Annotated in this window: 12 protein-coding genes; 10 read left to right on the top strand and 2 right to left on the bottom strand. The window is 43.4% G+C overall.

The window, feature by feature from the left end:
* Positions 1-48 precede the first annotated feature (48 nt).
* Positions 49-420, top strand: coding sequence for a hypothetical protein (locus ACTXGF_RS17390; protein ID WP_198325452.1), 372 nt, complete (start codon positions 49-51; stop codon positions 418-420).
* 468 nt (positions 421-888) lie between these two features.
* Here the strand turns inward: ACTXGF_RS17390 and ACTXGF_RS17385 are convergent, their stop codons facing one another.
* Both ACTXGF_RS17385 and ACTXGF_RS17380 read right to left on the bottom strand, forming a co-directional pair.
* Positions 889-1761 (bottom strand): alpha/beta fold hydrolase, encoded by an 873-nt coding sequence (locus ACTXGF_RS17385; RefSeq protein WP_443533988.1) that lies wholly within the window; start codon positions 1759-1761, stop codon positions 889-891.
* Between the two features lie 7 nt (positions 1762-1768).
* Positions 1769-2560, bottom strand: coding sequence for a class II aldolase/adducin family protein (locus ACTXGF_RS17380; RefSeq protein ID WP_443533990.1), 792 nt, complete (start codon positions 2558-2560; stop codon positions 1769-1771).
* Positions 2561-2645: 85 nt separating this feature from the next.
* On the opposite strand from ACTXGF_RS17380, the gene ACTXGF_RS17375 reads away from it, so the two are divergent.
* The 9 genes from ACTXGF_RS17375 (at position 2646) to ACTXGF_RS17335 (ending at position 13099) form a co-directional block, all read left to right on the top strand.
* Positions 2646-3335 (top strand): Crp/Fnr family transcriptional regulator, encoded by a 690-nt coding sequence (locus ACTXGF_RS17375; protein WP_443533992.1) that lies wholly within the window; start codon positions 2646-2648, stop codon positions 3333-3335.
* Between the two features lie 141 nt (positions 3336-3476).
* Complete coding sequence (locus tag ACTXGF_RS17370) at positions 3477-5195, top strand: phosphoethanolamine transferase (RefSeq protein WP_443533994.1); 1719 nt, start codon at positions 3477-3479, stop codon at positions 5193-5195.
* A 106-nt stretch (positions 5196-5301) separates the two neighbouring features.
* Positions 5302-5997, top strand: coding sequence for a response regulator transcription factor (locus ACTXGF_RS17365; RefSeq protein ID WP_443533995.1), 696 nt, complete (start codon positions 5302-5304; stop codon positions 5995-5997).
* Positions 5998-6124: 127 nt separating this feature from the next.
* The gene (locus tag ACTXGF_RS17360; protein WP_443533996.1) at positions 6125-7465 is read left to right on the top strand and encodes a sensor histidine kinase; all 1341 of its coding nucleotides are present in this window, start codon (positions 6125-6127) and stop codon (positions 7463-7465) included.
* A gap of 177 nt (positions 7466-7642) precedes the next feature.
* A complete protein-coding gene (locus ACTXGF_RS17355; RefSeq protein ID WP_443533997.1) occupies positions 7643-8116 on the top strand; it encodes a diacylglycerol kinase in 474 nt (157 codons plus the stop codon).
* Between the two features lie 134 nt (positions 8117-8250).
* Positions 8251-9075, top strand: a complete 825-nt coding sequence (locus ACTXGF_RS17350; RefSeq protein WP_443533999.1) for a PAP2 family lipid A phosphatase — start codon at positions 8251-8253, stop codon at positions 9073-9075.
* 230 nt (positions 9076-9305) lie between these two features.
* The gene (locus ACTXGF_RS17345) at positions 9306-9920 is read left to right on the top strand and encodes a YceI family protein (RefSeq protein WP_443534001.1); all 615 of its coding nucleotides are present in this window, start codon (positions 9306-9308) and stop codon (positions 9918-9920) included.
* A gap of 121 nt (positions 9921-10041) precedes the next feature.
* On the top strand, positions 10042-11427 hold the full coding sequence (locus ACTXGF_RS17340) for a c-type cytochrome (protein ID WP_443534053.1): 1386 nt from the start codon (positions 10042-10044) through the stop codon (positions 11425-11427).
* A gap of 70 nt (positions 11428-11497) precedes the next feature.
* Positions 11498-13099 carry a flavin monoamine oxidase family protein gene (locus ACTXGF_RS17335; RefSeq protein WP_443534003.1) on the top strand — a complete coding sequence of 534 codons (1602 nt, stop codon included), beginning with the start codon at positions 11498-11500 and terminating at the stop codon, positions 13097-13099.
* Positions 13100-13103: the final 4 nt, after the last annotated feature.

Raw genomic sequence — 13103 nt, 5'->3', positions numbered from 1 at the left:
TATTCGAGAATACTTTAATCACTATAAAGTTAAAGGAACTATCACACCATGATCGTTAAATACACAAAGTTGGATGATAATAATAGCTCTTTAACGCTGGGAAAGAACTATATCGTTATTTCTATTAGTATAAGACCAGATGAAAAACAACCTTTAATTACTATCCGAAGAAATGATGATGGAACACCTTGTGTTTTCAGCTTAGCGCTCTTTGATGTGATTGACTCTCAAATACCTCAAAACTGGGAGTGGTATGAATTGAATAGTGGTTTTAAGGGCTATTATCGATTACAACCAATCGAGTTCCATGGAAATTTTTGGCATGACTATCATGATGGTCATGAGAAAGCTGATGAGCTATTTGAAAAAGTCTATAGCCTATTAAATGATCGAGCTATAATAAATGGGTATCAAGTATAAATTTTTACAAATAAATTATTTTCTCTCAAAAGGTATACCCCAGCGTAACCAGCTATTTCACCCTTTAAGCCTATTAACAGACTACTGAAAACAGACTGGTATAATGGAACCACTTATAATGGCCTTTTTGAATAGTTATATCTGTTAGGCTTTATTCGAGTACTTTATATTCTCATAATACACTTAAAAGATAATCTCTTATACTACGCTCCAAAACCTCAAGTTTTTCAAAATATCTTTTTATCAAGTCATCAATATCTTGTAGCACTGCGCATATAGGCCACTTAATGATAACTCGCCGTTTTTTGGTGATCATTTTATCAAAAACCTTTTGCACAGTTTTGTGATTACGCTCACGGATATTAGTCTCATTTAGAATGATGCATTTTTTGAGAGTTAAAGGATGATAAGAGAATAACAAACGCAGAGCACCGTTTGATGCTCTGCGTTTGTTAGATTGAACTGTATTTACAGAATACTGCGTCTAAATTGTAGATAGGCCGCTGTGATCGCCGCGGCATCTTCTATCTGCGGATAATGACCTAACATAGGCATATTGGTTATATCAGCATTGGGTATCAGTTGACGATAACGATCAATCATATGCTGACCCGAGATAGGATCTTTGGCACCTGCGATCAATTTAACCGGTACAATACTGTTAATAATCGCGCCTACCCATCGCTCGCGGTACTGCTGACGTTGGGGTATATAATTAATCAGCTTATGCATCACACCCAACCCATCATTGTGACTTAACAGCTGCCATAGCGTATCTATCACTTCTACTGTGGGCTGCGTGTCGGGGCCAAATATCCGCTGTAGACTGCCTGCAAATTTCTGTTTATTAATCAGCTTTGATACCAGAGGGCCTAATGGCGATAGCAATAGCTTCTGTACCAAGATAGGTTTGTGCGTTTCAGGGAACAGGCCACCGTTTAAAAAGCATACGCTAGCAATGTGTCGCTCAGCACTCCCTTCCACTTGTCTTGCCAGCAATTCCTGAGCCACCGTATCACCATAGTCATGCGCTAATATATGATAATCACTGATGCCTAGCTTTTGCAAAACCGCTTGATAAATATCGGCCTGCTCACTGATTAGATAGCGCGCGTTTTTTGGTTTATCTGATAACCCAAACCCCAGCATATCGAGGGTGATGACATAATAATGCTCGGTTAGCGCATCCCACATGCCCTCCCAGTCCCAACTGGCACTAGGATAACCGTGAATCAATAGCAATGCAGGCGCACTCTTATCCCCTGCATACCGAGTAAAGATTTGATGCCCGTTAATGGATTCACATTGCCCCTGCCGTTGCCACTCATCAAGAGTTATCATTAGCGACTTACTCCTCAAATGATGGGTCAGTGCGGCGTAGCTTTCTTAATAAGGCGGGCCATGCGATGTCACCGTTTGCGCCTCGGGTCACTTGCTCTGATGCAGCTTGGATACCTGCCAATATTTGTGCTGGTATTGGCGTCAATGCACCGCCGCCGCTCTGCGCTTTGATCTGAATCTCACACGCTCTTTGCATGATATACATGTATAAAAACGCATTGGCGACCGTATCGGCACAAGTAAGCAGACCATGGTTACGCAAAATCATAAAGTGAGCATCACCTAAATCAGCAACCAAACGGACCTTTTCTTCAGGGTTTAATGCGACGCCTTCGTAGTCGTGGTATGCCAAGTTAGATAGTGGAAATAATGATTGTTGCGAGATAGGCAGTAGGCCTTTTTCTTGCGCTGAGACGGCAACACCATCATTTGTGTGCAAATGAATGACGCAATGTGCATCGTCGCGAGCTTCGTGCACAGCACTATGAATGATAAATCCAGCTGGATTAACATCAAACTCTGATGGCGCTACTTTTTCGCCTGCTTTGTTAACCTTAACCAGACTAGAAGCGGTAATCTCTTCAAATAACATGCCATACGGATTGATTAAAAACTCATCCTCAGTACCTGGTACGCGCGCAGAGATATGAGTGAATACCAAATCATCCCAGCCATAAGAAGCAATCATTCGATAACAGGCGGCAAGATTTACACGCATTTGCCACTCTTGTTCGCTCATATTATGGTGTACACTCGAGGTTGAATCGGTTGATGTCACGGTTTGCATAGTTGTTTGCATGGTGTATTCCTTTACTGTGTTAGATATCCTGAATAATTACTTTACACCATTTCATAAAACCAAATCTGTCAAAAACATTACACTTATGAATATCAATCATTATTTAAATAACGACCCATGGTTTAGTCAATTACCAGCCATTGTGCAGCCGCTACTGGCAGGCGATGCGGTGCTAAAGGTATACCAAAAAGGTCAAATGATTCATGCCATCGGTGATAACGATGATGCCGCTCTACACTTTGTCGTGTCGGGTACGATTAGGGTCTGTAATGTGAGCGCTAGTGGCCATGCTATGACACTGGCGCATCTATCTAGTGGTGAGTGGTTTGGTGAGATATCTATCATAGATGACAATCCTCGCACCCATGATGCGTGGACGATTAACAAAGTAACGCTTATCTCAATCCCAAGAAATCTAGTCATTCAAACAGCGCAGTTGCATCCAATTTTATACAAGCACCTCGCGCTTATAACCTGCGAGCGAATCCGCCGAGCATTTGATTGGATTGACGATGCTACCTCACTCAATACCCCGGCGCGACTGGCTAGCATGCTGATTGGACTGATCGACACTTATGGTAAGCAAATAGGAGACGACATCAAAATAGAGCTACGCTTATCGCAAGAAGAGCTGGGCTTTATGCTTGGCACTACCAGACAAACCATCAATAAAATCATTCAATCGTGGCAAAAGCAGCACCTTATCGATATGCACTATGGTTTTATCACTATAAAGGACAAGCCCCAGTTAATGGCAATAATGAACCCTGCCTAATTTGAATATATAAAACCATCTCAGAAAACACCCCAACATCTAACGTATTATAGTTAGCATCAATCGCCTTAACATCTTCTTAACAGACCACTTGCTATGGTAAGGAATGACGTTTCCTACCATCTGTTGAGAAGTATCTGTATGTCCATACCTCAAGTCATCAAGACCAATGTGCTAAAAATCAACACACCCAACGCCAATGCAAAGACTAGCTACCTTAACAGGCTCTATGATCGTGAGGTAAATCTCAGTTATCTTATTATCATCGTTGCCTTATATTTGGTGGCGACTGCCAATATTGGCTTTTTTGAGCAGGTGTTAAATGTCTATCCATTTAGCACAAACATGGGTTTTATACTCTCCATCACAGGCTTGTTATTCGGACTGATGTGGCTGGTATTACAGCTGCTGTGCTATCGTCCCATTGCTAAACCAGTATTGATTGCGCTGCTAATCACTGCCGCCGTCTGTGGCTATTTTACCGATGCTTACGGGACAATATTTGACACAAACATGCTGATCAACAGTCTGGAGACCGATCAAGCAGAAGCCATGGGATTGTTTGCCCCTAGCATGGTCATTCGGGTGCTGCTACTGGGCGTGTTGCCAGCATTTATCATTAGCAAAATTCGTCTAAAACGCTTTACTTGGCAACGCAGCATTCTACAAAAGACAGCCACGTTGATATTGTCTATCGCACTGATCGCCGTTTGTATTTTGCCGTTTGGTGACCAGTACGCCAGCTTCTTCCGTCAACATAAACAAGTTCGCTCTTATGCCAACCCGATCACGCCTATTTACTCTACGATCAAACTTGGTGAAAACTATATCGATGAGCTACGCCGTCCTGATACTTTGACGCTGCATGCGACAGATGCGAAACGCGTGGCACCTGCGAATAGTGTGAATGGCAGCGGCAAACCAAAACTAATGGTGTTTGTGGTTGGCGAAACGGCTCGCGCCGATCACTTTGGCTTGAACGGCTATACACGCAATACCACACCTTTGCTCTCAAAGCAGTCAGATCTCTATAGCTTTCAGAACGCCGTCTCCTGTGGAACCTCTACGGCCTACTCCGTACCTTGCATGTTCAGCTATGCAAATCGAGCAGACTACGATATCGATACAGCCAAGTATAATGAGAACGTACTAGATACGCTCAGCAAGCAAGGGATCAATGTCATTTGGCGCGACAATAACTCTAGCTCAAAAGGCGTGGCCGATCGCGTTACTTTTGAAGACTACAAAACAGCTGACACAAACCCCAACTGCGATGTTGAATGCCGAGATATCGGTATGCTTGACGGGTTTGATGCACTGGTTAAATCAGGTAGCTCACAGAAAGAGATGCCTAAAGACACGCTTATTCTGCTGCATCAAATGGGTAATCATGGACCCGCCTACTATCAGCGCTATCCAAAAGAGTTTGAAGAGTATAACCCTGTTTGCATGACCAATGAGCTGTCTAAATGTGATGCTCAGTCTGTGATAAATGGCTATGATAATGCGATTCGCTATACCGATTACTTTTTGAATAATGTGATTGATACGTTAAAGTCTTATGAGCAAGATTATGATGTAGTAATGGTATATATTAGTGATCACGGGGAGAGTTTGGGTGAAAATAATATCTACTTGCACGGCTTACCCTATAAGTTCGCACCAGATACCCAAAAACACGTGCCTACGATAGTTTGGTCGCCTAATAGCAATAGTATTGATACGGAGAGTCTTTCTAGTATGGTCAGTCAACCCGTGTCACACGATTTTATTACGCCGACATTGCTTAGCTTTTTTGGTATTACGACCGATGAAGTTAAAGGTGCACCAACCTTTTTTAAACTGTCCCATTCTAATTGAGTGGTTAAAAGTGAGTTATACCAAATAATTTGTTAAAACAGCTCACTACATACGTTCTTATATTACTCAATTTTTTTAGGTAACCATTATTTTTTAGGTCAGCATCATGTACAAGATACTCGTTATTGAAGACAACCCCGATATCGTGGCCAATATTTATGCTTTTTTTGAGCCAAAAGGGTTTGAATTGGACAACGCGCACAACGGCTATAGTGGGCTAACACTTGCCTCAAACAATCGTTATGATGTGATATTGCTAGATGTGATGCTGCCAGGTATGGATGGCACACAGCTGTGCAAAAAACTCAGAGAAGAGCTGCATGACAAGACGCCCGTGCTAATGCTCACGGCTCGCGATACAATCTTGGATAAAGTGGCTGGATTTGACAGCGGCGCTGATGATTATTTGGTCAAGCCGTTTTCGTTGGTTGAGTTGGAGTGCCGTATCAAAGCGCTCATACGTCGCACCGAGGACGATCATTTTGCCCACAGTATTGCCGTCGGAGCACTATCCTTAAACAATAGTGAGCATACCATTATGCGCGACGGACAATCACTAAAGCTTACCCCCACTGGCTTTAAAATATTGCACATCCTAATGAGTGCAGCGCCTAGAGTCGTCAGTAAAACTGAGATTGAAGAAAAGGTATGGGGACTAGACATACCCAGTAGTGATGCACTGCGCACCCATATGCATAGCGTACGGGCGCAGGTTGATAAGCCATTTGACACACCCATGATAGTCACAGTACCTGGCGTGGGCTACCAAATTGTTGACCCTAATAAATCAGCAAGCGCGTAGTCATGATTGCAGTATGGATTGAATAAACCTTATCCAATTTACTAACTGACTGACCGTATCGTATTTGTCGCTCTGTTATATATAGCCCTGTTATATATTGCCTTCTTCTATTAAGTTGTCTCATGCCATGCTCAATATAGACTCGATAGCCAATAAGTTCAGACTGTCTTACTTCATATTCGCGTTATTACTGTGCGCAGCTTTTGTCAGTATTTTCTTGTACGCAGAGAGCCGAATAGAGCAAGATTTGGTCAAGGCTCGCCTGTTGCAGCAGCTAGAGCTTAGTCAAGAAAAGTACGGTGACCAACCTATCTATATCGCTGATCCAGGTATCAAAATTTATCGCTATGACAAAGCACCTGCCAGCTTGCAAGCGATAGCCAATGACACAGTGCAAGAGACTTCTGTCACTATTAATAAAGCCTCTGGAGCAGGTCATGCCAACCTGCATCTTTTCGCCTACACCCAAGACGGTCAAGCTTATATTTTGACTTACTTAGAAAATACCGAAATGGTGATGGAAAATTATCCAGTCTTGGCGATATTTGAGCACCTAGAAGACATATTTGCAGATACGCTAAAGGTAGCCGTGATTCTAAGCTTACTTATCGCCGCTATCTTCTCTCAGTTGTCTTCCAAGCAGATTATTAAGCCTCTGTTGGATTTGAAGCGAGCTGTCGAGACCGACCATCACAACTTAAGCGATTTGACACACTTGCCATCTGAGGTTGGTGTCTTGGCACGGGCTATCGATGAAAAAAACCACAAGTTAGAGCAATATCTCAAACGCGAGCAACTATTTACTGGCGATGTCAGTCACGAGTTACGCACGCCGTTGACTATTATTATGGGGGCTTCCGAGGTGTTGGCCTCGCAATTAGACGCTGACAGCCACTTAAATGAGTTTACCAATCGCATTAGCACTACTGCCAAAGAAACTTCTGAGATTATCACCGCCCTGCTTCTACTATCGCGCGCACCTGAAAAGTTAGACGCACCGCAAACCTGTATCAACAGTATCGCCTTAGCAGAAATGCAACGCCTGAAATATTTGCTGCGTTATAAGTCTGTCACTTGTCAGATCATTGCTGAGCAGGAATACAGCGCTTACGTACGGCCCGAACTACTAAAAATGGCACTAGGCAACCTCATAAAAAATGCGTTTCAATATACCGATGATGGCGAAGTAGCCATTACTATCGATGATGAAAAAATCACGGTGACTGATACTGGCTTAGGTATTCCTGAGGCAATGATGCCTTTACTTTATGAACGGTTTGAGCGATTAGAGTCTCAGTATAAAGACGAGCAAACAATCTTGTCGTCAGAGCATGAGACAAAACATAAGGTTGAAGGTTCAGGTCTAGGACTCAGTATCGTCCAGCGTATCATGTCGCATATGGGCTGGCAGCTCACTCACCAAGCCAATCGCTCAGGTGGTAGCACCTTTAGTATTTATTATAAATAACCTTGTGATAGTCCAAAGACATCTTCATTTCCTAATCATAATTACTAATTGGGAAATGAAAATTTAAACAACCATTACGCTTTATTCTCATCCCTCTATATCCTCTTAACGTTTTCTTAACCTCTCTCATCTTATACTCAGGCTATCTTAATTTTAATAGACCGTTAAGAATGCCCTATGAAGCAAATCACTCATACCAACCTTGTAGGCCCATCAGCCGAGCATAGTTCTGTCAACCAAACAGCACATGATAGTCCACTTGCAGCTGACAGCTTTGCAGGTCATGCCAAAGGCAAAACGGGAATCCAACGCATTATAAAAGCCACTGGTTACTCTATAGATGGCTTTAAAGCCGCATATAAATTTGAAGCGGCTTTTAGACAAGTTGTGTGGCTCAACCTTATACTGCTAGCTGCTGTCATCGTTATGCCTTTTGCGCTTGGTATAAAAATGATGCTAGTCATCGCGTCTTTTTTATCTTTAATTATTGAGCTGATCAACACGGGTATCGAAGCTTGCGTCGACCATACCTCAACCGCCAAGCATCCACTCGCAAAGATAGCAAAAGATGTCGGCTCTGCTGCACAGTTTTTGTCTTTGTGTTTGTTAATGGTTTTATGGGTAATGGCGTTGTCTGCGCTATTTTATTAAAGTCTGCTCTATTTTATTAAAGCATGGCGAGCACTCGCTTAACAGCGAAACGCGCTGCTAGCACTATCTTAAATAATAAAACGAAGGTCGTATTAGGATCTATCAACATCGCATATACGTTATCAGGTGTAGTCATGACTTCAGAAAACAACGCAATGACTTGGGACTGGCTAAAACTACTGTGCGTGACCATCATGGCCACCTTGGTTTTTGAGCATAGCCAATTAGATGTACGCATCAGTGAGCTTTTTTATAACAATGGTCACTGGCTACTTGAAAAAGGCGCGCAGCCTTATGCATTTATCTTTTATGATTTGCCCAAAGTATTATTGATTCTATTGGCTGTCTACCTCATAGCGGTTTTAATCATCAAGTATAGACAGTCAAGGCTTAATACTACTGCCCTAAACTGCCATAAGCTCAATCGCAGTAAGCTCAGTCATAATAAGCTTGATAAATTTATGCTTCCTTTACCTATACGCGAGATAAGCTACCTACTGATTATATTGGCGATTGTACCTGCTACTATTGCCACGCTCAAAGGCGTCACCCATGTCAGCTGCCCAAATGACTTAGTTATTTTTAATGGGGATTTGCCCTACCTCAATCTTTGGCAAAACATCGTAGCAGCAACGCCTGCCAGATGCTTTCCAGCAGCTCATGCCAGCGCAGGATTTTCTTTATATGGACTGGCTTTTTTACCGACATTGAGAAAATACCGCTATCAGATAGTCATATCAGTAACCGTTTTGGGCTGGACAATGGGACTGTATAAAATGCTGTTTGGCGATCACTTCTTTAGTCATACATTGGTCTCAATGCTGCTGTCATTAACGATAGCTTGTGCGCTCGCAGCCTTATTTTTTAAACAATCGATTAAAAATAAAGCATACAGCACCAACGATGATAAAGGACATACTGGTCTGAGCTTGTCTAACATTGAGCACTCTAACACTTAAAGTCAGCACTTAGGTTCAGTGCCGATGCATCAGTACTTAGCTTCAATACTTAGAATTGACGTTCGGGCATAACAGAGTTGTTCGTTATCTCTTTACTAAAATAGCACTACTAAGTATTTGAAAAACCCTGTATAAATAATTGACAATCATTGGCTTATTGTTAAGCAAACGCAAGGATAGCGCTTGTGAATAAGCTCTTCTATTTCAGTAACTTGCAAAGGAATGTAGCTATGCGCTTGTCGTTTATTAGGCTAAAACCGTCGCATATCTATTCTTTTCTGACCATTCCATTATTGCTCGTAGGCGCTGAAAATAGCAGTCAAGCTGCCAGTTACGCTATTAATCCTGCCAGCACTCATATTCGATTTGCTATCGAACGCTTTAAGAGTTCAGCCACGACTGGTGGTTTTTATAATATCAAAGGTCAATTGCGATACGATCCAAACTTAAGATCAGGTGATATCTCATTAATCATACCGATAAACTCCTTAAATACGGGCAACCCTTCTTTTAATAATAGTCTAACGGGGCCTGAATTTTTCGATATGCAGAGATTTCCTTCAGCGCATTTTGAATCGACAAAATGGCATTTTAATCAAGATAAAAAGAGGCCTCAGGTTACTCGGGTAGATGGACAATTGACACTGCATGGCGAGACCCACCCAATTAGCTTAACCGCGACTAAGTTCGATTGTTATCTAAACACGAGCATCAGAAAGGATGTTTGCGATGGCGAGTTCACTACTACGATTAATCGCACAAAATGGAATATCAATAAATTCGCTTGGTTCGGACTGACCAAAAACCTTGACTTAAGTATCAAGGTCGAAGCAGCCAGACTATAGTATTTTTAATGTTTCGCCATTGTCTGAATGGATACTGGTAGTGATTTGCAGAAAGCTTAAAAAGGAATTAGACATGATTCATCAGTATTATAAGAGTATTGCGAAACCACTTTCTGCCGTCATGCCAGCATTGTCATTTTCTTCGATAATAACACTGACATTGGGATTCAGCTTAGTGTCTAACGTCGTGATGGCAGGCACGGTCAGTTTGCCAAGAGTTACTTTGCCCAGTCGAATAACCCTACCAAATGTTAGCCCTGCTAATAGTGTGCTTGCCAATCGCGGCGCTTACGTGGCGCGTACCGCTGACTGTATGGCTTGCCACCGTGATGACTATAGTGGCGGCGTACCAATTGAGACGCCCATTGGCAATATCTACTCAACCAATATCACACCATCGACGCGCTATGGTATCGGCAACTATACTGAAGCCGATTTCAAAAAGGCTTTGCAAAAAGGTCGTGCACCCAGTCATCAGCTTTATCCTGCCATGCCTTACCCGTCTTATCATGGCATGACAGATAAGGATATCAGCGCCTTGTTCGCGTACTTTCAGACCGTTGCTATCGTAGACAAACCACCTGAAAAAACCACTCATTTGCCTTTCCCGTTAAATATTCGTAGCTTGATGCTGGCATGGAATGTCATCAATGTGCCTTCTACCGAAAATCGCTCAGGGCTGACGAAAACTCAGCAGCGCGGTGAATATCTGGTCAATAACTTAGAGCACTGCGGTACCTGTCACACCCCGCGCAATTTAACACAAGGTCTTGATAAAGATCTTTATTTGTCTGGCGCGCCACTTGGTAAATGGTTTGCACCAAATATCACGCCTGACAACGATACGGGTATCGGACTTTGGAGCGAAATGGATATCGTGACTTACCTGCGTACAGGAACACTTGATAAGCGCGCTTATGCGGGCGGCCCGATGGCAGAAGCCGTGGCGCACAGTACGCGTTATCTTACCGACGAAGATCTAATTGCTATGGCATCTTATCTAAAAGTCGTTCCAGCCATTAAGACTGATGACTATCTCATACCTGTCAATGTGTCTCGCCTACCTCCACCTGTTAGCGACTCCATTACTTATGACTTACTGGAACAAAAAGATTATCTGGCACATGCCAAAACCAATACTGTCAGCAGTGCCAACAATAGCGGCAGCAATAATAACTTGGACAGCAATTCGCCAAAAGATTTATATCTCATCCATTGCGCCAGTTGTCATGGGGTCGATGGTTACGCCCAGCCCGATGCACGCTACGCCTCCATCGTTGGTTTGAGTAGTATTCGCCGCGTAAAACCTGATGCACTCATTGGTGTGATTGCTTTTGGCGCGAAAAGTGCCTTTAACACAGCACCAAAAATGCCCGGGTTCTCAGAAGATTTAAGCCCTGCACAGATTGCTAATATTACTAACTATGTACGAGTCAAATTTGGTGGTTTATCAAATAGCGATGTTAGCGCCGCTGACGTCACGCGCGTGATAAAAGAAAAAAGTTAGCTATAAAGAATAGGCATAAATTAGTATTTTCAATAACACCGCAAAGACTTAGCACGATAAGGATAGTCCTATGAATGACCTGCTCCAATCTCCCACGCGGCGGCAACTGCTCTCAATGATAGGCAAGACGGCAGGCGCGACCGCGATGTATCAAGCGATGACCACGTTGGGGTTTGCATCTGAGTCGAGCTTTAAAGAAGAAATGAATCTTAAGGGCGCACCGGCTGACGCCAGCATAGTGATTTTGGGTGCAGGATTGGGTGGTCTAACTGCTGCTTATGAGCTCCGCAAAGCAGGCTACAAAGTTACCGTGCTTGAATACCAAAACCGTGGCGGTGGACGTAGCTGGACACTTAATAGCGGTGATAAATATACAGAGCTTGGCGGCGCTGAAGTCGCGTGCGACTTTAAAAAAGGCAATTATTTTAATGGCGGTCCATGGCGATTGCCCATCCATCACTACGCGGTCTTTCATTACTGCAAAAAATTTGGCGTGGCATTGCAACCCTTTATCCAAACCAACGACCGCGCTTATCTACACCGTACCAATCACTTCAATGGTGCGCCGCAGCGCTTGGGCGAAGTACAGAGCGATATTCGCGGTTATGTATCAGAGTTATTGTCCAAAGCCGTCAATACAGGCAACCTCGATAGTACGGTCAATAAAGAGGATAAAGAAAAACTCCTTGAAGGACTAAAAGGCTGGGGCGTGCTAGATAACAGCTATCGTTACGTCAAAAGCCATGAAACTGGTAAGCATCGTGGCTATAGTGTATATCCCGGTGGTGGTCTGATGCCAGATGCCAAGCCATCAACCCCCATACCAATGGACAAATTATTAGACTCAGGTATGTGGTCGGATATTTATACCAACTATACCGTCCATGTGCATCAACCAGCGATGTTTCAACCTGTTGGCGGCATGGGAAAAATCGGTGATGCTTTCACACGAGAATGTCGCGAGATGATTACCTTCAATGCCAAAGTCACCAAGATCAATCAAGACGAAACTGGGGTCAACGTTGACTATGTCGATAGCAACAGCCCTAACGGTGCAGCCAAAACAGTGCGCGCAGATTGGTGCATTTGTACTATTCCTTTGTCGATATTGACTCAGATGGATATCAACGTCTCCGCGCCAATGAAACAAGCGATGGCAGCCGTTCCTTATGATAGCTCTTACAAAGTGGGTTTGGAATTCAAACGGCGGTTTTGGGAAGAGGATGAATGGATCTATGGCGGCATCACTTATACCGATATGCCCATCTCGCAAATCTCCTACCCGTCTCAAGATATGTTTAGCTCAGGCTCAGGTGTGCTACTTGGCGCGTATGGATTTGGGGAAGCCTCATACAAATTTAACGCATTGACACCCAAAGAACGTATCAATGCCGCGCTCGCCTATGGCAAACAGATTCATCCACAATATACCAAAGAGTTCCGTTCGGGCACCTCGGTTGCATGGCATCGTATCCCATGGACGCTGGGTTGCTACGGTATCTGGAGCGAGTCAAGTCGTGAGCAATATTACGACACACTCTGCGAGATTAATCACCGTATCGTACTGGCAGGTGAGCACTGTTCGCACATTCCTGCGTGGCAAGAAGGCGCGATGCTATCCGGTATGGATGCCGCCAAACGCTTGCATCAAAAAGCCAAAAAGCTTGGGTAGCAGT

It is taken from the genome of Psychrobacter sp. 1Y6 (assembly GCF_052258385.2).
Taxonomy (GTDB): Bacteria; Pseudomonadota; Gammaproteobacteria; order Pseudomonadales; family Moraxellaceae; genus Psychrobacter.
This window is presented reverse-complemented; position numbering and strand designations above follow the sequence as displayed.